The organism is Curtobacterium sp. MCBA15_012 (assembly GCF_001864935.2).
Lineage (GTDB): Bacteria > Actinomycetota > Actinomycetes > Actinomycetales > Microbacteriaceae > Curtobacterium.
This window is the reverse complement of the sequence record NZ_CP126267.1, coordinates 3,384,697-3,404,665: the sequence shown is the minus strand read 5'-3', so window position 1 is coordinate 3,404,665 and position 19,969 is coordinate 3,384,697. Positions and strand designations below refer to the sequence as shown.

General features: G+C 70.7%; 18 protein-coding genes. 17 read left to right on the top strand and 1 reads right to left on the bottom strand.

Annotated elements, in window-relative coordinates:
* Positions 1-228: 228 nt before the first annotated feature.
* A complete protein-coding gene (locus tag QOL15_RS15795) occupies positions 229-624 on the bottom strand; it encodes a VOC family protein (RefSeq protein ID WP_065960076.1) in 396 nt (131 codons plus the stop codon).
* Between the two features lie 338 nt (positions 625-962).
* On the opposite strand from QOL15_RS15795, the gene QOL15_RS15790 reads away from it, so the two are divergent.
* From QOL15_RS15790 to fusA, 17 genes are all read left to right on the top strand, one after another.
* A complete protein-coding gene (locus QOL15_RS15790; protein WP_065960074.1) occupies positions 963-2,633 on the top strand; it encodes a GspE/PulE family protein in 1,671 nt (556 codons plus the stop codon).
* Positions 2,634-2,653: 20 nt separating this feature from the next.
* The gene (locus tag QOL15_RS15785) at positions 2,654-4,348 is read left to right on the top strand and encodes a type IV pilus twitching motility protein PilT (RefSeq protein WP_083393874.1); all 1,695 of its coding nucleotides are present in this window, start codon (positions 2,654-2,656) and stop codon (positions 4,346-4,348) included.
* Entirely contained in the window at positions 4,348-5,571 is a 1,224-nt protein-coding gene (locus QOL15_RS15780; protein WP_083393875.1) for a type II secretion system F family protein, read from the top strand. The genes QOL15_RS15785 and QOL15_RS15780 overlap by 1 nt, the downstream gene beginning before the upstream one ends.
* Positions 5,572-5,789: 218 nt before the next feature.
* Entirely contained in the window at positions 5,790-6,218 is a 429-nt protein-coding gene (locus tag QOL15_RS16690; protein ID WP_071246059.1) for a prepilin-type N-terminal cleavage/methylation domain-containing protein, read from the top strand.
* 75 nt (positions 6,219-6,293) lie between these two features.
* On the top strand, positions 6,294-7,679 hold the full coding sequence (locus QOL15_RS15770) for a hypothetical protein (protein ID WP_071246061.1): 1,386 nt from the start codon (positions 6,294-6,296) through the stop codon (positions 7,677-7,679).
* A complete protein-coding gene (locus QOL15_RS15765; protein ID WP_139197341.1) occupies positions 7,676-8,386 on the top strand; it encodes a PilW family protein in 711 nt (236 codons plus the stop codon). Before QOL15_RS15770 ends, QOL15_RS15765 begins: the two co-directional genes overlap by 4 nt.
* A 2-nt stretch (positions 8,387-8,388) precedes the next feature.
* Positions 8,389-10,203, top strand: a complete 1,815-nt coding sequence (locus QOL15_RS15760; RefSeq protein ID WP_065960065.1) for a hypothetical protein — start codon at positions 8,389-8,391, stop codon at positions 10,201-10,203.
* Entirely contained in the window at positions 10,200-11,033 is an 834-nt protein-coding gene (locus tag QOL15_RS15755; RefSeq protein ID WP_065960063.1) for an A24 family peptidase, read from the top strand. The genes QOL15_RS15760 and QOL15_RS15755 overlap by 4 nt, the downstream gene beginning before the upstream one ends.
* Before the next feature lie 14 nt (positions 11,034-11,047).
* On the top strand, positions 11,048-12,100 hold the full coding sequence (pilM, locus tag QOL15_RS15750; protein WP_065960061.1) for a type IV pilus assembly protein PilM: 1,053 nt from the start codon (positions 11,048-11,050) through the stop codon (positions 12,098-12,100).
* Positions 12,097-12,852 (top strand): hypothetical protein, encoded by a 756-nt coding sequence (locus QOL15_RS15745; RefSeq protein ID WP_083395169.1) that lies wholly within the window; start codon positions 12,097-12,099, stop codon positions 12,850-12,852. The genes pilM and QOL15_RS15745 overlap by 4 nt, the downstream gene beginning before the upstream one ends.
* Positions 12,849-13,577, top strand: a complete 729-nt coding sequence (locus QOL15_RS15740; RefSeq protein WP_065960058.1) for a hypothetical protein — start codon at positions 12,849-12,851, stop codon at positions 13,575-13,577. The genes QOL15_RS15745 and QOL15_RS15740 overlap by 4 nt, the downstream gene beginning before the upstream one ends.
* A gap of 261 nt (positions 13,578-13,838) precedes the next feature.
* A complete protein-coding gene (locus QOL15_RS15735; protein ID WP_175473801.1) occupies positions 13,839-14,645 on the top strand; it encodes a hypothetical protein in 807 nt (268 codons plus the stop codon).
* Positions 14,646-14,719: 74 nt separating this feature from the next.
* The gene (locus tag QOL15_RS15730; RefSeq protein ID WP_065960052.1) at positions 14,720-15,166 is read left to right on the top strand and encodes a DUF6121 family protein; all 447 of its coding nucleotides are present in this window, start codon (positions 14,720-14,722) and stop codon (positions 15,164-15,166) included.
* Between the two features lie 168 nt (positions 15,167-15,334).
* Positions 15,335-16,468, top strand: coding sequence for a hypothetical protein (locus QOL15_RS15725; RefSeq protein ID WP_065960050.1), 1,134 nt, complete (start codon positions 15,335-15,337; stop codon positions 16,466-16,468).
* Between the two features lie 410 nt (positions 16,469-16,878).
* The gene (gene rpsL, locus QOL15_RS15720) at positions 16,879-17,247 is read left to right on the top strand and encodes a 30S ribosomal protein S12 (protein ID WP_058728453.1); all 369 of its coding nucleotides are present in this window, start codon (positions 16,879-16,881) and stop codon (positions 17,245-17,247) included.
* 5 nt (positions 17,248-17,252) lie between these two features.
* Positions 17,253-17,723, top strand: a complete 471-nt coding sequence (gene rpsG / locus QOL15_RS15715) for a 30S ribosomal protein S7 (RefSeq protein WP_058742332.1) — start codon at positions 17,253-17,255, stop codon at positions 17,721-17,723.
* Positions 17,724-17,810: 87 nt separating this feature from the next.
* Entirely contained in the window at positions 17,811-19,925 is a 2,115-nt protein-coding gene (fusA, locus tag QOL15_RS15710) for an elongation factor G (RefSeq protein ID WP_065960046.1), read from the top strand.
* Positions 19,926-19,969: the final 44 nt, after the last annotated feature.

Here is a 19,969-nt window from a genome sequence, read left to right as displayed (position 1 = left end):
CGACGTCGCACCGACTGACGTCGCGCTGAACGAGCAGGGCCCCACCTCCGTCACGGAGGTGGGGCCCTGCTCGTGCGCCGGGGACGCCGCCGGACCGGCGCCCGCCTGTGCGGGCCGCCGCGGTGCCGTGGGGTGACCAGGGGCGGACGGGAGGCGCGGTGCGGGCCGGCACCGCGCCTCCCGTCCGTCGGGTGGTCGCGTCGGACCGCGTCCGGTCGCGAGGCGGCGTCAGGCCGCGCGTCCGGACCCGCGGTCGCGTCCGGACCCGCGGCCGGTCTCGTCGACGAGCGAGAACAGGCTGAGCACGTTGCCGTCGGGGTCGCGCACGTCGAACCAGTCGACGGCGCCGTCGACGCACCCGACCGGGCCGACGTCGATGCCGAGCGCGGCGATCCGGTCGTGCTGCGCGCGGACGTCGTCGATCCCGAAGCGCAGGCTGACCGGGTTGTCCTCGGCGTCCGGGTCGACGAAGAGCTGCACCCAGATCCCGCCGACCTCGTACTCGGCGACGCCGTCCTCGGGCTCGAGGTCCGGTTCGAGCCGCTCGAACACCGCGCCGTACCAGAGGCAGGACGCCTCGATGTCGGTGACGGGCAACCCCACGGTCACGCTCGTGATGTCCATGACTCATCATGTCTCCAGCGGGTGGCACGCGTCGAGGGTCTGCCGTCGATCCGGGCTTCCTTCCTCCACAGGCAGTGCGGGGCCAGCGGTCGTCCACAGCAGCGCCGGAGCGGACCCGCGTGCGTGCTCGCGTGCGGCACGCTCTCGGCATGGACGGAGCGCTGCGACCACCCGGACACCGACCGGTACCCCAGCACTGGGGACACCGGACACCCCGCCGCCCCCTCGTTGTGGGACTGCGGGGGCGGGTGCCGCCGACCGTAGCGTGGACGGGCGCCGCGTCGTCGCGGCGCCGACCACACCGACCCGAACTCGACCCGAAGGAGTTCCCGGGGTACATGGCCACGCTCTCCGAGATCCTCATCCTCAACGGCGCCCTGCCGATCGAACACCTCGACGCCATGACCGGCGACGAGGACGTCGACGAACGCTCCATCCAGACCCTCGTCGACCAGGGCGTCGTGAGCGAGGCGCAGTACATCACCGCACGCGCCGCGTCGCAGAACTCGCGCACGGTGCCGCTCACCGACTACCCGGTGGACGGCACGGCGGTGTCGATGCTCCCGGCCGCGCTCTGTCGCCGCCACGGGGTGCTCGGCATCGGCTTCGAGGGCGAGGTCCTCGTGCTCGCGATGGTGAACCCGACGAACGTCCTCGCGATCGACGACGCCCGCGCCGCGTCCGGTCGCACCGTGAAGCCCGTGCAGGTCGACGAGCGCGAGCTCCACTCGGCGCTCGACCGCTACCTCCGGGCCGACGACGAGCTGAACGACCTGACGTCCTCCCTCGAGGAGGAAGCCTCCGCCCGTGCGGACGAGCGCGTCGACCTCGCCGCGGGGTCGCTCGACGACGTCCCGATCGTGCGCTTCGTGAACCTGCTCGTGTCGCAGGCGATCCAGGACCACGCCTCGGACATCCACATCGAGCCCGGCGAGCACGAGGTGCGGGTGCGGTACCGCATCGACGGCGTGCTGCACGAGATGGCTCCCGCGCCGAAGACGATCCAGAACGGCGTCATCAGTCGGCTCAAGATCATGAGCGACATCGACATCGCCGAGCGTCGGAAGCCGCAGGACGGCCGGATGTCGGTGCGCCACGGCGGCCGGCAGATCGACCTCCGGGTCGCGACGCTGCCGACCGTGTGGGGCGAGAAGGTCGTCATGCGGATCCTCGACAACACGAACACGTCGATGTCCCTCGGTGACCTCGACCTGCTCGAGCACAACGCGCAGGCGTACCGACGCTCCTACTCGAAGCCGTACGGCATGATCCTCGTGACCGGCCCCACCGGGTCCGGCAAGTCGACGACGCTGTACACGACCCTCAACGCGGTCGCCCGGCCCGAGATCAACGTCATCACCGTCGAGGACCCGGTCGAGTACCGGATGGCGGGCATCAACCAGGTGCAGGTCAACCCCAAGGCCGGGCTGACGTTCGCCTCGGCCCTGCGGTCCATCCTGCGCTCGGACCCCGACGTCGTGCTGCTCGGCGAGATCCGCGACCACGAGACCGCGCAGATCGCGATCGAGGCGTCGCTCACCGGGCACCTCGTGCTCTCGACGCTGCACACGAACGACGCGCCGTCGGCGATCACCCGCCTGACCGAGATGGACATCGAGCCGTTCCTCGTCGGGTCCGCGCTCGACGCGGTCGTGGCACAGCGCCTCGCGCGCCGGCTCTGCGACCGGTGCAAGGTGCCGGCCGAGGTCCCGACCGCCCAGCTCGTCGCGCTCGGACTCGTGCCCGACGACGGTGCCGTGGTCCCGCCGTTCTTCGCCCCCGTCGGCTGCGCGGTCTGCTCGAACACCGGGTACCGCGGACGCATCGCGCTGCACGAGGTGATGACCGTGACCGAGGAGATCGAACGCCTCGCCGTCGCGCGCGCCTCGAGCGCCGAGATCGGCCGCGTCGCCCGCGAGCAGGGGATGCTCACCCTCCGACAGGACGGCTGGCAGAAGGTCCTGCTGGGCCGGACCAGCGTCGACGAGATCCTGCGCGTCGTCGCGTAGCAGGCAGGGACACCAGGACCATGGACGAATCCGTGTACGACATCGAGTCCGGCGACGCCCCCGTCGCCGGCTGGCACCCCGGGCGACCCGGCGACGAGGTCGGCGGCAGCCGACGGGCCGCGCGGCTGGCTGCTGCGGCCGCTGCCGCCGTGACGACCGAGGCACCCGCGGTGACCCGGTCGGTGTACGACCTCTCCGCCGACGTGCAGGCCGCGTGGTCCGTACCCGCGGGGGGTCCTCCCCTGGCCAGCCCCGTCGCACAGCCCGACGCCGCGCCCGCGACGCCGCCGGCTGCCGTGCCGGCGTCGACAGCGACCTACGGGTACGGCGAACCGGTCGCGTCCGCCGGCGTGCCGAGCTGGGCCGACCCGGCCGGAGCGGCGACCGCGGGTCCGACCGCGTGGGCCGACACGGCCGGAGCGGTGACCGAGCACCTGCCGGTGGCGCCCGCGGCAGCGACCACGGTCCTCCCGGTCGTCCCGACCGCCCCGGTCGGCGGTGCGCTGCCGGCGCCCGCCGTGAGCACCGGGCACCCCGAGATCGGCTTCACCCGCCACGCACGTGAGGTCGCCGACGGCGACCTCGTCACGGCGCTGGCCCAGGTGGTCTACCAGGACGCCTCGGACCTGCACGTCACCGCCGACGCCCCGCCCACCGTCCGCGTCGACGGATCGCTCCGCCCCGCCGTGCCCGGTGGACCGTGGTCACGCAACAAGGTGATCGCCGCGCTCAAGACCCTGCTCACCCCGGAGCAGACCGGACAGTTCGACCACGAGCAGGAACTCGACTTCGCGTACTCGCTGTCGCCGGAGTACCGCTTCCGCGTGAACTACTACCAGCAGCGCGGCAACTGGGGCGCCGCCTTCCGCATCATCCCGACGCGGATCAAGACGCTCAAGCAGCTCGGCATCCCGGAGCACGTCGGGCGCTTCGCGAAGCTGTCCCGCGGACTCGTCCTGGTGACCGGGCCCACCGGGTCCGGCAAGTCGACGACGCTCGCGGCCCTCATCGACCTCGTCAACGAGACCCGTGCCGACCACATCGTCACCGTCGAGGACCCGATCGAGTTCCTGCACGACCACAAGCGCGCGATCATCAACCAGCGCGAGGTCGGCGCAGACACGCACTCGTTCGCCGCGGCGCTCAAGCACGTGCTCCGCCAGGACCCCGACGTCATCCTGATCGGTGAGCTCCGCGACCTCGAGACCATCTCCGTCGCCCTCACCGCCGCCGAGACCGGCCACCTGGTGTTCGCGACGCTGCACACGCAGAGCGCGCCGGGCACGATCGACCGCGTCATCGACGTGTTCCCGCCGCACCAGCAGGGACAGATCCGCACGCAGCTCGCCGCCACGCTCGAGGGCGTCGTCTGCCAGACCCTCGTGCCGAAGGCGAACGGCTCGGGCCGGGTCGTCGCGACGGAGATCATGAAGACCACCCCGGCGATCGCCAACCTCGTCCGCGAGGGCAAGACCCACCAGATCACCTCGGCCATGCAGGCCGGGCGCGACGCGGGCATGCACACGATGGACCAGGACCTCGCCGAACTCGTCAACGTCGGCACCGTCACGCGCGCCGCGGCGATGGAGAAGGTGCACGACGAGGACGGCTTCGACCGCCTCGTGCAGCGCGTCGAGTCGCCGTCCGAGTCGTCCGCCGCCGCCATCGCCGCGGCGGAGATCGACTTCGGCGACAAGTACTCGGGAGGCCACTGATGTCGCTCGCATTCGACTACCGCGGCCGCGACGGCAGCGGCAAGCTCGTCAAGGGTCGGCTCGACGCCGCCTCCGAGGGTGCGGTCGTCCAACGCCTGCGCGGGATGGGCGTCTCGCCGATCGCGATCACCGAGGCGACCGCCGGCACCGGTCTGCAGACCGAGATCAAGATCCCCGGGTTCGAGCGCGGCGTCGGGCTGAAGGACCTCGCGATCACGTCGCGGCAGGCCTCGACCATGCTGTCCTCGGGGTTGTCGCTCCTCCGGGCGCTGTCGATCCTGGCCGACCAGACCGAGAGCAAGAAGCTCAAGGAGATCCTCGGCAAGGTGAGGGACGACGTCGAGCGCGGTGTCTCGTTCTCCGACGCCGTCGCGAAGTACCCGGTCGACTTCCCGCCGATCATGATCAACATGATCCGGGCGGGGGAGACCGGCGGGTTCCTCGACCAGGCCATGGACTCCATCGCGACGAACTTCGAGAAGGAGCACAAGCTCCGCACCACCATCCGGTCGGCGATGACCTACCCGGTCGTCGTGCTCGTGATGTCGCTCCTCGCGGTGATGATCATGCTGATCTTCATCGTGCCGATCTTCCAGAAGATGTTCGAGGGGCTCGGCGGGCAGCTGCCGTTGCCGACACTCGTGCTCGTCGCGGCCTCGCACGCGATGGTCTTCGTCGGTCCGGTGCTGCTCGTCGGCGCCGTCGTCGGGTGGATCTGGTGGCGGGCGAACAAGCACACCGACCGGGTGCGCGCCGTCGTCGACCCGCTCAAGCTGCGGCTCCCGGTGTTCGGGCAGCTCAACCGCAAGATCGTCATCGCCCGGTTCTCGCGCAACCTGTCGAACATGATCGGTGCCGGTGTGCCGATCCTGCAGGCGTTGCAGATCGCCGGAGAAGTGTCGAACAACTTCGTCGTCGAGAAAGCGCTGCAACGCGTCGCGGAAGCCGTGCGCAAGGGGGATTCCATCAACGTCCCGCTCTCGGCCGAGAAGGTCTTCCCGTCGATGGTGTCGCAGATGGTCGCGGTCGGTGAGGACGCGGGATCCCTGGAGACCATGCTCGAGAAGATATCGGTCTTCTACGACGCCGAGGTCGAGGCGACCACCGAGGCCCTCACCTCGTTGATCGAACCATTGTTGATCGCATTCCTGGGCGTGGTCGTCGGCGGCATGATCGTCGCGCTCTACCTGCCGATCTTCCAGATCACCTCACTCGTCAAGTAGTTCGGCAACCTTCCTACATCCCCGTGTTCCCGGGGCTGCGACCCCCGTGCGGGGGCGGCGCGGTCGTGCGTACCCCCGGGACTGGGGTCGGCGGGGAGGCGTACTGGCCCCCGTTCTCGGGATGCTGCCCCAGGAATGACGTCAATACGCTTGCCCAGGCGGCCGGAAAGGCCCCACAGGCTTCCTCCCGACATTCACTCCCGAAGAATGGAACAACAATGTACTTCGCTCTCATGGGCAAGCTCGACGCGCGTCGCAAGGGTCTCCTCGAGGACGAGGAGAAGGGCTTCACGCTCATCGAACTCCTGGTCGTCGTGATCATCATCGGCATCCTCGCGGCCATCGCGATCCCGGTGTACCTGAACGTGCAGAACAACGCGAAGGACGCTTCGGCGAAGTCGGACATCCAGAACGCCAAGACCGCTGTGATCGCGGCGTACACCAACAGCAACGCCTTCCCGGCCTCGCTCGCGACCGTGTCGGGCTACAGCCCCAGTGGAACCTACGACGACAAGGTCGGGCCGGCTCTGAAGTCCTCCAACGCGACCACGGGCACGTTCTGCATCGACGTGAAGAGCAACTCCGGCAAGTCCTTCCACGTTGATCAGGACGGCGGCGCGAAGGACAACGCCTGCCCGACTTCCTGAGCTGACGAGGGCAGGTCCGATGTGGTGTCGGCCCTGCCCTCATCCTTGCCTGCACCGACCACCGGAGGTGACCTCGTGCTGCGACTGACCGCACTCCTGCGTGACGCACGCGAGCACGACGACGGGGTCTCCATCGTCGAGGTCCTCGTCGCCATGACGGTCTTCGCGATGATCGCGGCCGGTGTGGCGATGGGCATCGCGAGCTCGCTCTACCTCACGCACGGGTCCCGCTCCCGGGAGGTCGCGATCGGCCTCGCGCAGGACGGCATCGACCGCGCACGCACGTCGACCAACCTGTTCGGCGTCGTCGACGGCACATCGGTGCAGCGTGTCGCGGGCATCGACTACCGGGTCGTGCAGACCGCACGGTGGGTCGCCTCCTCCGGCACCGCGAACGCCTGCGGCAGTGGGGGCGGCCCCCTCGCCTACAAGCGCGTCGCCATGACCATCAGCTGGAGCGCCGGCGGTCGGGGGGCCGACCAGTCGGTCGCGATGAACAGCATGGTCGCCCCGACCTCCGCGGTCACCGCGGCGGGCCTCGGCACGATCATCGTGTCGGTGTCCCGGGTCGACGGCAGCGGGAACCAGGGGGCCGTGGTGTCGATCGCCCCCGCGGCCACGAACCCCGACGGCGCCGGCCCGGTCACCTCGACGGTGCCGGCCACGGACGCCACGGGCTGCAGCTACGCCCTCAACGTGAAGCCCGGCCGGTACGACGTCTCCGTGACGAAGCCGGGCAACATCGACGACGGCACGTCCTCGGGGTCGCTCGGCGCCCAGACGGCGACACCCTCGACGACCGTCCGCGTGAGCGCGAACCAGACCGCGGCCGCGAACATGAACTACGACACCGCCCTCACGGTCGCACCGCAGTGGGGCGACCCCACCGCGCCGACCACGGCGTTCACCGCGCCGACCACGATGACGGTGACGCTGCGGCGCAAGACCGCCGACCAGGGCCCCTTCGCGGTCGGCACGACGACGCAGGTCTTCCCGTTCACCGACGGCTACAAGGCGGTCGCCGGCGTACCGGCGACGTGCGCCAGCACCGACCCGGAGAACTGGACGACCGCGAGCGGCACCGCTGTCGCTCCGCGGAGCCCGGGGCAGCCGGTCGCCGGTACGAACGCTGTGCGGGCGCCGGTGCAGCTCGTCACGATCACCCTCCCGACGAACAGCGTCAACGAGGTCCTCGCCAACTCCGTCGCGCCGGTGCCGAACTCCGGCGACCCCGGGTGCGCGAAGGGCACCCAGTACCGGTTCACGAAGCTCCCCCTCGGCCAGCCGGTGACGATCGCCCTGCCCTACGGCACGTGGTCGCTGCAGTCCGGCAGGACCGCGGTCAACCTGCTCGGGATCATCACCATCACGACGCCGACCACGGTGACCGGCATCCAGGCAGCACCGGGCGTCGCACCGACGGCCGACCGCGTGCTCCTCGACCCCAGGCGCGCGCCGTGATGCGCGTCCTCCGCCGCCTCGGCCGGGACGACCGCGGCGTCTCGCTCGCCGAGCTCATCGTCGCGATGAGCATCAGCGTCCTCGTCCTCACCATGGCGGGCGCCTTCTTCGTCTCGGTGTCGCGAGCATCGACCACCACGACGAACGTCGACTCCAACACCCGGGTGGCCTCGACCGCGATGCGCGAGATGCAGCGGATGTTCCGGGTGGCCTCGAACAACCCCGTCGCGAGCGGCGTCGACGCGCAGTACGCGGTGCAGTACGCCACGGCGACGTCGGTCCGGTTCTTCGCCTACATCAACCTCAACTCGGCGGTCGACGTGCAGCCCGTCGAGGTGCAGTTCACCCTCGACCCGGCGAAGGGCACGATCACCGAGACGAAGTGGAACGGCGTGCCCACCGACCGCACGGCCACCTACTACGACTTCCCCCGCGCGACCACCCCGACGCTGACGAACGCACCGACGTCCCGACTCGTCCTCGCCGAGTCCGTCGTCCCCTCGACCCTGTTCACGTTCCGCAACGCGGCCGGCACGGCGATGACGGCGGGCCCCGACGGTGCGCTGAGCGCGACGGACCTCGCGGCCGTGCGCTCCGTGAGCATCGACCTCACCGTCGGGGAGCGCGACCAGCAGCGTCCGGCCGCCCGTGACGACGTCTCGCTGACCAGCACCGTCGGCATGCCCAACCTCCAGTTCGGGAGCTGACCGTGCGCCGCATCCTCGCCCTCATCCGCTCGCACGACGACGAGCGCGGCGTCGCCCTCGCCGCCGTCCTCGGGATCGGCATGGTCGTGATGATCCTCGCCGCCACGATGGTCGGCATCGCGACGTCCGGTGCGACGAAGACGACCTCCGACCGCGACTTCGCCAACGCGATGGCCGCGGCGTACGCCGGACTCGCCGACTACCAGAGCCGGGTCAACGCCGACAACACGTACGCGACGAAGTACGGCGATCCGAGCCAGCCCTTCAGCACCGGTGACACGTTCCCGAAGGGCGTCGGCACCGGGGCTGCGCTGAACCCCGCGTTCACGAGCTGGGTGACCGTACCCGGGTCGACGGGCGCCGCGGGCGAGACGTCGTACCGGTACGCGGTCGACAACAGCATCGCCGGCCCACAGGGCATCGTCCGGGTCCAGGTCACCGGGCGTGCCGGTTCGACCACTCGCACCCTGGTCGCGAACGTGCGGCCGGACGGCTTCTCGAACTACCTGTACTGGACCGACTACGAGTCCGGCGACCCGGCCATCACCGGCGAGGACTGCCGCAACGTCTACCAGAACACGACGTACTCGGTCAGCCCGGGCGGCGGCAAGGACGCCTGCGACCGCATCCAGTTCCAGGACGGTGACACCCTCGACGGACCGATCCGGTCGAACGACGTGATGCTCATCTGCGGCGGTCGGTTCGGGAGCACGGTGCAGTCCTCGGTCGGGTGGAGCACCTACCGGTGCTCCTCGCCGAAGGCCCCCTCCTTCGACTACTACGCCGGCTACCAGCCCGAGGTCGTCAGCTCGTACACGCCGCCGTCGACGATCAGCGCCGGCCGCGACCGGATGTACAGCGACGACCCGGCCGTCAGGGACACCGCGCCGGGGACGGGCTGCCTGTACACCGGACCCACCGAGATCACCTTCCTCGGGAACGGCACCATGCGCATCCGCTCCCCGCTGACCCTCGCGACGAACCTGCAGCGCTCCGGCAAGTACGGGTCGGCGCCCGACAAGTGCGGCAGGCTGACGGACCTGCAGGGCTCCGGGGCCGTCGTCAGCACGAAGCTCCTCGCCGACAACCTCGTGTACGTGCAGGACGAGCCGGCATCGTCCGGGACCGGGTCCTCGACGAACCCGAACTTCACCAAGGACCCGAGCAGGTCCCCGTCTGCCTGCATGCGGAGCGTCGCCGTCAAGGACAACGGTCTCGGGTTCCCCCGTCGCGGCAGTGTCCCGGGACTGGGCGGAACGTGGGACGAGGCGAACCCCGAGACCGCGCAGGGGCAGCAGATCCCGTTCAGCACGGCCTACGGATGCACCCACGGAGACCTCTTCGTGTCCGGCAAGGTCGACGCGTCGATCTCGCTCGTCGCCGAGAACTACGTCTACGTGACCGGAGACCTGCAGTACACGGCGGGCCGGGCGGCGTCGACCGTGCTCGGTCTCGTGGGCCAGGAGGCCGTCCTGGTCTGGAACCCCATGGTCGACGCGTACGGCGGGACCTACCCGATGCTCGCCGGGGACCGGACGGTGGCGGCCGCGGTGCTGTCGAACCAGGGCACGTTCACGGTGCAGAACTACGCCATCGGCGGTGGTCGGGGGAAGCTCACCGTGAAGGGGTCGATCGCACAGCGGTTCCGCGGTGCGGTGGGCAAGGGCACGAACGGCTACCTCAAGGCGTACGGCTACGACACGAGCCTCGGCAGCTACACGCCCCCGTTCTTCCCGCAGCCGGTCGTGACGACCTACAAGGTGACGTCGCAGATCGAGGTCGCGGCGGCGTACGACGCGGCAGGGGTCCCGCGGTGACCCCGGCCGTGTTCGTCGCCCTGCTCGTCGGCGTCGTCGGCCTGGCCGTCGGCTCGTTCCTCAACGTCGTCGTGCACCGTGTCCCAGCGGGCATCTCGGTCGTCGCGCCGCCGAGCGCCTGCCCACGCTGCGGCCACGGCATCCGACGACGGGACAACGTGCCCGTGGTGTCGTGGCTCCTGCTCCGCGGGCGGTGCCGTGACTGCAGCACCGCGATCCCGAAGCGCTACCCCCTGGTCGAGGCGGCGACGGCGGCACTGTTCGTGCTCGTCGTCCTCCGCGCCGCACCGCCACTCGTGGCCGCGACGGACCCGCGGGCCGCTGCCGCCGCGACCGTCGGCCTCGTCGTGCTCCTCTACCTGATGGCCGTCTCGGTCGCCCTCGCGCTCATCGACCTCGACGTGCACCGGCTGCCGAACGCGATCGTCCTGCCCGCCTACGTGGTCTGCGCGGTGCTCCTGGTCGCCCGCAGCGCGCTCACCGGCGACTGGGCCGCGCTCGTCCGCGGCGGCATCGGGCTCGTCGCGATGGGCGGCGGCTACCTCGCCCTCGCGGTCGCGGTCCCCGGTGGGATGGGCCTGGGCGACGTCAAGCTCGCCGGTGTCCTGGGGCTCGTGCTCGCGTACCTCGGATGGGGACCCCTCGCAGTGGGAGCTTCCGGCGCCTTCCTCCTCGGCGGTACCTTCGCCATCGGCCTGCTGGCGACCGGTCGTGCCCGTCGCGGCACCGGCATCCCGTTCGGCCCCTGGATGCTCGGCGGAGCCTGGCTGGGCGTGTTCCTCGGTCAGCCCGTGCTCGACGCGTACCTGCACATCACCGGCCTGGCGTAGGAAGGACCCAGCACATGGCGAAGACCCTCGTCGGGATCGACATCGGCGGAGACACCATCCGCGCGGTCGAGGTCGCGAACCCGGACAAGCCCGACCCCGTCATCCTGCGCGTGGCCGAGGTCCCGCTCGTCCCGGGCTCGACCAAGCGCGGTGAGGTCCTCGAGCCGAACACCGTCGCCGCCAGCCTCAGGGAGCTGTGGCGGGTCGGACGGTTCCGGTCGAAGGACGTCGTCCTCGGCATGGGCAACCAGCGCGTGCTCTCGCGCGACCTGACCGTCCCGAAGGCCCCGCTCGCGCAGATCCGCGAGTCGCTGCCGTTCCAGGTGCAGGACATGCTCCCGGTCCCGGTCGGTGACGCGATCCTCGACTTCTACCCGGTGTCCGAGTCGACGACGGTGGACGGACCCGTCGTGCACGGTCTCCTCATCGCGGCCGTCAAGGACTCCGTGCTCGCGAACGTCCGCGCGGTCCAGCTCGCCGGTCTCAACCCGGTCGGCGTCGACCTCATCCCGTTCGCGCTCACCCGCGTCTACCTGCCGGCGTCCCGGTACCCCGGTACGCACGCGCTCGCCGAGGTCGGGGCGAACACCACGACGGTCGTGATCGCGACGGACGGGGTCCCGCAGTTCGTCCGGGTGATCCCGTCGGGAGGCGACGACCTGACCGGCGCGCTCGGTGCTGCCCTCGACATCCCCCTCGACCAGGCCGAGCCGGTGAAGCGCTGGATCGGCATGGGCGGCCGCGCCCTGACCGCCGACGACCGACGCGCCGAGGCCACCATCCGCGACCTCAGCACCGAACTGCTGACCAGCTTGAGGAACACCGTGAACTACTTCGTGAGCACCCGGCCGGGGACGACGATGGCGGGCATCGTGCTCGCCGGCGGCGGCGCGCACCTCCCCGGGTTCGCCGGGGCGCTCGGCATGCAGACCGGACTGCCCGTGGCGATCGGCGACGCGTTCGCCGACGCCGCGACGAACCGCTCCGTCCGCAGCGAGGACCTCGCCGAGCGCGGGCACGCCGTCGCCGTCGCGTGGGGACTGGCGCGGGGGAGCGTCGCCGCATGACCAAGCTCCTGGAGCCGCCCCGGAGACGCGGGTCCCGATCCCACGAGGTCCGGCTCGTGGCGGACACCGCGCAGCGGACGAAGCGGCAGGGCCGTGAGGCAGCCGGCACGATCGTCGTCGGTGGCGTCCCCCGTGTCGACCTGCTGCCCACCGAGGTCCACGTCGACCGACGACAGCGGGCCCTGGTCCGTCGGGCGTGGTTCGGCGTCGTCGTCGTGGCGGTGGTGGCCGCCGGAGCGACGGTCGTCGCGTCGGCCGCGGCGATGCAGTCCGAGTCGGAGCTCGAGCAGGCGCGTCAGGAGACCGACTCCCTCCTGCTCCAGCAACGGCAGTACCGCGACGTGCGCGACGTCGAGGGCCAGACCGACCTGCTCCGAGCCGCACAGGGGGTCGGCGGGTCCACCGAGGTCGACTGGCAGGCCACCCTGCAGCGTGTGCAGGACTCCCTGCCGGCCGGCGTCTCCATCACCGGCGTGCAGATCGACTCCGCGACCCCGCTCGAGTCGTACGCGCAGGCGACCACGCCCCTCCAGGGCCAGCGGATCGCGACGCTCACGATCGCCGCGTCGAGCACGACCCTGCCGTCGGTGCCCGCCTGGCTCGACTCGGTGAAGGGCATCCCGGCGTTCGTCGACGCCAACGCCGACTCGGTGACGCTCGACGCGTCGACGAACGTCTACACGGTCGACATGACGATCCACCTCGACGAGCGTGCGTTCGACGGCAAGTACGAGACGAAGGACAAGTCGTGAGCCGCAACCGCCTGATGCTCCTCCTGGCCGCGGTCGCGTCCCTCGCGATCCTGGCGGGCGGGTTCTTCCTCGGGGTGCAGCCGCAGCTCGACCGGGCCGCGGCTGCCGATGCCGAACGCGGGAGCGTCGCGGGCACCAACGCCTCGACACGGACCGAGCTCGACCGTCTGCGGGAGCGGGCCGCCGAGATGCCCCGGATGCAGGCCGAACTCGCAGAGCTGCGGGCGTCGGTGCCCGCCGACGCCCAGGCGTCCGCACTCATCAGCCAGCTCGACGCCACGGCGGACACGAGCGGTGTCCGGGTGTCGTCGCTCACCATCGGTGATGCGCAGGCGTACGTGGCGCCCGCCGCGACGCCGGCGACCGGTTCCGACGGAGGGTCGACGGGCACGGGGACCCCGGGTGCGGCCACGGCGGCACCGACCGCCCAGGCGACCGCCGCCGCGACGCCGGTCGCACCGCGGACCACGACCGACGGCAGCATCACGAGCGCCAACTTCTCGGTGATCCCCGTGACCGTCACCGTCGAGGGCGACTTCGCGCAGGCGCTCGCCTTCGTCCGCGGCGTGCAGTCGAACCCGCGGCTCTTCCTCGTGACGTCGATCTCGTCCGCAGCGGCGGAGTCCGGCGCCGACGACGGGGCGGCGGAGACGCCGACCTGGACCTTCAGCGGGTCGGTCTACGTGCTCGCGGGCGGCCCGACGGCCGCCAGGACCGCGGGCTGACGACGGCCCCGGCGGCGGGCTGACGACGGCCCCGGCGGCCGGCCGACGACCGCTCCGACGGCTGGCTGGCGACCGCCCCGCACTGCTCGCGGACCCCTCCGCTGCCCACCCCGCGAACCGGGGCCACCGCGCCACGCCGGACCACTTCCGCGACACCCGTCGCTGTGCGTACGATGCTCCCGGCGCCGCGCTCGCGGCTGCCCATCCCCTCTCGGACGGTCGCCCACGGACGGCCGTCCCTCGTCGTGCCCGGAGTCGCGCGTGTTGTACGGAATCGTGGAGTTCCTCGGCTGGTTCGGAGCCGTGACCGTCCTGGCAGGTTACCTGCTCTTCTCCCTCGGGAAGATCCCCAACGGCCCCGTCTACCAGGCGCTGAACCTCGTCGGCGGGGTGTCGGTCGCGGTCAACGTCGCAGCACACCACGCCGTGCCGTCGACGATCGTCAACGGCATCTGGGCCGTCATCGCCGCGGTCGTCCTCGTGCGGATGGCGGCCGCTCGGATCCGCGCGGGCCGGTCGACGAGCACCACGCTCGGTGACGTCGACGGCAGCACCGACCGTGCCGCCACCGGGACCGGCACCGCGCACGTCGAACCCCCGGCGACCACCGCGGTCCTCCCGGTGGTGGGCCCGGCGGTCCGCGACCACGCCCCCGAGCCGGAGGCGACGGCACCCGCCGGAGCGTCGGCGTCCCTCCCGGCCGACGACCACGCGCCGGCCGCGACCGAGCCCGTGGGGGTCGCGACGCCCCTCCCGGCCGGCGACCTGCCGGCGGTGCCGGTGCCCGCCGGTGCCGGTGCGCGCCTCCCGTCGGTGGCGGACCACGCGTGGTCCGCCACCGGGACGGACGAGGCGACCACGCAGGCTGCGCCGCTCACCGAGTCGGTCCCCGTGATCACGGCGACCATCGCCCTGGCCCTCGTCGCCGTCGCCCGCGGACAGGCCGAGCGCACCGAGCGTGCCGATCGCACCGACCGTGCCGAGCGTGCCGACCGCGCCGAGCGTGCCGACCGCACCGAGCAGGTGGCCCACGCAGGCCGCACCGACCAGGAGCAGGTCCAGCAGTAGGGCCAGCACCACGTCCGGTCCGTCGTGCGCGGCCCACCGCGACCCCGCACACCACCCGGCGGTACGATCGCCGCATGTCCCGCTGGTTGGTCGCGACGATGACGTCCGTGCTCTTCGTGGCGCTCGTCGTCGCGGTGACCGGCTTCGAGGCCCTGCTCGCCGACGTCGAGGCGATCGCCCAACCCGACGCGACGCCGTACCTCGGCCCCGGGATGGTCGTCGCCGGCGCGGTCGTGGTGTTCCTCGCGACGGCGTCCGGCGTCCGCGAGGGCAACCCGGGCGTCAGCGGCCTCGTCGCCGCCGCCGGCACGTACCTCGTCATGCTCGCGGTCGGATCGGTCGGCTACGCGTCCGTCCGCGGCGACGCCACCGAGCTGCTCGTGTTCCCGGCGGGCTCCGCACTGAGCCCGTTCGTCGTCGGTTCGGTCGTCGTCGCCTTGGTGTGCGTCGTCGGCGGGATCGCCGCGGCGCGCCACCAGGACCGCGCGGCGGCCCGGCAGGCGACGCACGACCACCGCTGACAGCCGCGCGGCGGCCCGGCAGGCGACGCGCGACCACCGCTGACACCCGCGCGGCGGCCCGGCGGGCGACGCACGACCACCGCTGACAGCCGCGCGGAACCACACCGGACCGGCGTCGGTCCCCGGCGGTAGGATCCCGGAGCAGGCAACACGCACGACGGGGGACGCATGACCGAGCAGCAGACGGACGGCTGGGCAGCCGTACCGCACGTCGAGACGATCCGGGGCACGCAGGAAGCCGCGGCGCAGGGGGTCGTGGCACCGCCGCGACCGCCTCGCAGGAAGCTGCGGCGCGGGGCGCTGATCGGCATCATCGCCGGTGGCACCGCCGTCGTGCTGCTCGCCGTCGCCGGCATCGTGACCTACTCGGTCCAGTCGGCCTCGCACTCCCCCGACCGTCCGGTGCGCGCGTTCCTCGACGACCTGACCGCCGGTCGCGTCGACGACGCGCTCGACACGGCGGGCATCGAGCACGGCAAGGACGACGTGCTGCTGACCGATGCCGCGTACGCGAAGGCCTCCTCGAAGATCACGGGGTACCGGATCGCGGCGACCGACACGTCCGGCGACACCGCACAGGTGCGGGCGTACCTGCGACAGGGCGGTCGCGACGTCTCGACCGTCTTCACGCTCGACCGCACGGGAACCGACCTCGGCGTCTTCCCGGTGTGGAAGATGGAGGCCCCGCAGCTCGGCCGCGTCGACGTCTCGGTCCGCGGTCCCGCGAACACGGGGCTGCAGATCGCCGGCAAGAGCGTGACCACCTCCACCGACGGGGCGGTCAGCCTCAAGGCGCTGCCGGGCAAGTACTCCGTCGCCGTCGACGGGGGCAAGTGGTACACGGCGGACAAGACCGAGGCCGTGGTCTCGGGCTTCCGGAGCACGGCCTCGATCCCGGTGTCCATGCGCGTCACGCTGACCGACGCGGGCAAGCAGGCGGCCCAGCAGGCCGTCGACCGCTGGGTGGACGGCTGCATCGCGTCGACCGAGGCCGAGCCGCCCGGGTGCAGCTTCTACGCCTACGGGTCGAACCCGTCGTACACGTACACGAACAAGAAGTGGACGCTCGAGACCCGCCCCGCGGTGTCGGTGGGCGACTGGTTGTCGCGCGGCTTCTTCGTGACCACCACCACGTACGGGCGGGCGAAGTACACCGCCGACTTCACGGGCCCGGACGGCCCGGGAACGGCCTCGGCCGGCCCGATGAACGTCAACGCCACCGGCTACATCACGGGCTTCACCGACGAGGGTGCGACCTTCGAGTCGGCCGTCGGCAACGGCGCGCGCGACTCCGGTTCCTGAGCCCGGACGCGGTCCGTCCACTGGGCCGGCTGCGTGCGGGCGTCGGTCCGGCGCGGGTCGGGTCGTCGGTCCGCCTCGCGTCCGGTCGTGGGTCCGCCTCGCGTCCGGTCGTGGGTCCAGCTCGCGTCCGGCAGGCGGTCCGGATGCGGCCGGGAGGCGTGCCCCGACCCCGTCGCGCATCCTCCCCACCGCGACACGCCCGGCTTGATCTCACCCTGTCACGCGGGTAGTCTCATCTGGGTGTGCGCCCTCGGGCGCGCCCGAAATCCCGGTCCTGCGGTGGCTGACGCCACGAGCCGGACGGGATCATCCATCCCTCGCCACCTCCGCCGTCAGGCGGCGATCGGCGTGTGATGAGGAAGCCGGCGGAACGCGCCGGCCAGAGCACGAGCGAAGAACCAGGAGAACAGTTGCCTACCATCCAGCAGCTCGTTCGCAAGGGTCGCACGCCGAAGGTCGTCAAGACCAAGGCGCCGGCACTGAAGGCGAACCCCCAGCAGCGTGGTGTCTGCACCCGCGTCTACACCACCACCCCCAAGAAGCCGAACTCGGCCCTGCGCAAGGTCGCTCGTGTCAAGCTCTCGAACGGCACCGAGGTGACGGCCTACATCCCCGGTGAGGGCCACAACCTGCAGGAGCACTCGATGGTGCTCGTCCGTGGCGGTCGTGTGAAGGACCTCCCCGGCGTGCGCTACAAGATCATCCGTGGCGCCCTGGACACCCAGGCAGTCAAGAACCGTAAGCAGGCTCGCAGCCGCTACGGCGCGAAGAAGGGTTGAGCTAGATGCCTCGCAAGGGTCCCGCCCCGAAGCGTCCCGTCGTCGCCGACCCGGTGTACGGCGCGCCGATCGTCTCGCAGCTCGTGAACAAGATCCTCCTGGACGGCAAGAAGGGCCTCGCCGAGCGCATCGTCTACGACGCGCTCGAGGGTGTCACCGCCAAGAACCAGCAGGATGCCGTCGCGACGCTCAAGAAGGCGCTCGACAACGTCCGTCCGACCCTCGAGGTCCGCAGCCGCCGCGTCGGTGGCTCGACCTACCAGGTCCCGGTCGAGGTCAAGCCGCACCGCGCGAACACCCTCGCGCTCCGCTGGCTGACCTCGTACGCCAAGGCACGTCGCGAGAAGACGATGACCGAGCGTCTCATGAACGAGATCCTCGACGCGTCGAACGGTCTCGGTGCCGCGGTCAAGCGCCGCGAGGACACGCACAAGATGGCCGAGTCGAACAAGGCCTTCGCCCACTACCGCTGGTAGTCCCGGCTGCGGGTGGGTGTCGGTGGTCATGAACCGCCGACGCCCACCCGACCGCCAACCTCTCCTACAACTCTTCCGGAGGAACCTGTGGCACAGGACGTGCTCACCGACCTGAACAAGGTCCGCAACATCGGCATCATGGCGCACATCGATGCCGGCAAGACCACGACGACCGAGCGCATCCTGTTCTACACGGGCATCACGCACAAGATCGGTGAGGTCCACGACGGCGCCGCGACGATGGACTGGATGGCGCAGGAGCAGGAGCGCGGCATCACGATCACGTCGGCCGCGACGACCTGCTTCTGGGACAACAACCAGATCAACATCATCGACACCCCCGGTCACGTGGACTTCACGGTCGAGGTGGAGCGCTCGCTCCGCGTCCTCGACGGTGCCGTCGCCGTCTTCGACGGCAAGGAGGGCGTCGAGCCCCAGTCCGAGACCGTGTGGCGTCAGGCCGACAAGTACGACGTCCCCCGCATCTGCTTCGTCAACAAGATGGACAAGCTCGGCGCGGACTTCTACTTCACCGTCGACACCATCATCAACCGCCTCGGAGCGGAGCCGCTCGTGCTCCAGCTCCCGATCGGTGCCGAGAACGACTTCGTCGGTGTCATCGACCTCATCGAGATGCACGCCAAGGTCTGGCCGGGCGATGCCAAGGGTGACGTCACCATGGGCGCCCAGTACGAGGTCCAGGAGATCCCCGCGGACCTCCAGGCCCGTGCCGAGGAGTACCGCGCGAAGCTCATCGAGCGCGTCGCCGAGACCGACGACGCACTGCTCGAGAAGTACTTCGGTGGCGAGGAGCTCACCAAGGACGAGATCAAGGCTGCGATCCGCAAGCTGACCATCGCGTCCGAGGTCTACCCCGTCCTCTGCGGCTCGGCGTTCAAGAACCGTGGCGTGCAGCCGATGCTCGACGCGGTCATCGACTACCTCCCGTCCCCGCTCGACGTGCCGCCGATGATCGGCCACGACGTCAAGGACGAGGAGAAGGAGATCATCCGCAAGCCCGAGGCGACGGAGCCGTTCTCGGCCCTGGCGTTCAAGGTCGCGGTGCACCCCTTCTTCGGTCGTCTCACGTACGTCCGCGTGTACTCCGGCTCGATCGAGTCCGGTGCCCAGGTCATCAACTCGACCAAGGGCAAGAAGGAGCGCATCGGCAAGATCTTCCAGATGCACTCCAACAAGGAGAACCCGGTCGACAACGTGACCGCTGGCCACATCTACGCGGTCATCGGCCTCAAGGACACCACCACCGGTGACACCCTGTGCGACCCGACCAACCAGGTCGTCCTCGAGTCGATGACGTTCCCGGAGCCGGTCATCGAGGTCGCCATCGAGCCGAACACGAAGGCTGACCAGGAGAAGCTCTCCACGGCCATCCAGAAGCTCGCCGAAGAGGACCCGACGTTCCGCGTCGAGCTCAACGCCGAGACCGGTCAGACGACGATCAAGGGCATGGGCGAGCTCCACCTCGACATCCTCGTCGACCGCATGAAGCGCGAGTTCAAGGTCGAGGCCAGCGTCGGCAAGCCGCAGGTCGCGTACCGCGAGACCCTGACCAAGGTCGTCGAGCGCTACGACTACACGCACAAGAAGCAGACCGGTGGTTCCGGCCAGTTCGCGAAGGTGCAGATCGCCCTCGAGCCGATGGAAGTCACGGCCGAGAAGGTCTACGAGTTCGAGAACGCCGTCACCGGTGGTCGCGTCCCGCGTGAGTACATCCCCTCGGTCGACGCCGGTATCCAGGACGCCATGCAGGTCGGCATCCTGGCCGGGTACCCGACCGTCGGCGTGAAGGCCATCCTCAAGGACGGCGCGGCGCACGACGTCGACTCGTCCGAGATGGCGTTCAAGATCGCCGGTTCCATCGCCTACAAGGAGGCCGCCCGCAAGGCCGGTCCCGCCATCCTCGAGCCGATCATGGCCGTCGAGGTGCGTACTCCGGAGGAGTACATGGGCGACGTCATCGGTGACCTCAACTCCCGTCGTGGCCAGATCGCCTCGATGGAGGACGCCTCGGGCGTCAAGGTGGTCCGCGCGAGCGTTCCGCTGTCCGAGATGTTCGGCTACGTCGGTGACCTCCGGTCGAAGACCTCTGGTCGTGCGGTCTACTCGATGACCTTCGAGACCTACAGCCAGGTCCCGGCCAAGGTCGCCGAGGAGATCATCGCGAAGAACACCGGGGAGTAACGCTCCGGCGTTCACTCCACAGGCGAGGGTGCCCGGCGACGGGC

What these genes read in the sequence shown, in the direction of transcription:
- QOL15_RS15795 (WP_065960076.1), bottom strand. Translation starts at nt 624, where the DNA reads ATGGACATCACGAGCGTGACCGTGGGGTTGCCCGTCACCGACATCGAG.
- QOL15_RS15790 (WP_065960074.1), top strand. Translation starts at nt 963, where the DNA reads ATGGCCACGCTCTCCGAGATCCTCATCCTCAACGGCGCCCTGCCGATC.
- QOL15_RS15785 (WP_083393874.1), top strand. Translation starts at nt 2,654, where the DNA reads ATGGACGAATCCGTGTACGACATCGAGTCCGGCGACGCCCCCGTCGCC.
- QOL15_RS15780 (WP_083393875.1), top strand. Translation starts at nt 4,348, where the DNA reads ATGTCGCTCGCATTCGACTACCGCGGCCGCGACGGCAGCGGCAAGCTC.
- QOL15_RS16690 (WP_071246059.1), top strand. Translation starts at nt 5,790, where the DNA reads ATGTACTTCGCTCTCATGGGCAAGCTCGACGCGCGTCGCAAGGGTCTC.
- pilM (WP_065960061.1), top strand. Translation starts at nt 11,048, where the DNA reads ATGGCGAAGACCCTCGTCGGGATCGACATCGGCGGAGACACCATCCGC.
- QOL15_RS15745 (WP_083395169.1), top strand. Translation starts at nt 12,097, where the DNA reads ATGACCAAGCTCCTGGAGCCGCCCCGGAGACGCGGGTCCCGATCCCAC.
- QOL15_RS15730 (WP_065960052.1), top strand. Translation starts at nt 14,720, where the DNA reads ATGTCCCGCTGGTTGGTCGCGACGATGACGTCCGTGCTCTTCGTGGCG.
- QOL15_RS15725 (WP_065960050.1), top strand. Translation starts at nt 15,335, where the DNA reads ATGACCGAGCAGCAGACGGACGGCTGGGCAGCCGTACCGCACGTCGAG.
- rpsG (WP_058742332.1), top strand. Translation starts at nt 17,253, where the DNA reads ATGCCTCGCAAGGGTCCCGCCCCGAAGCGTCCCGTCGTCGCCGACCCG.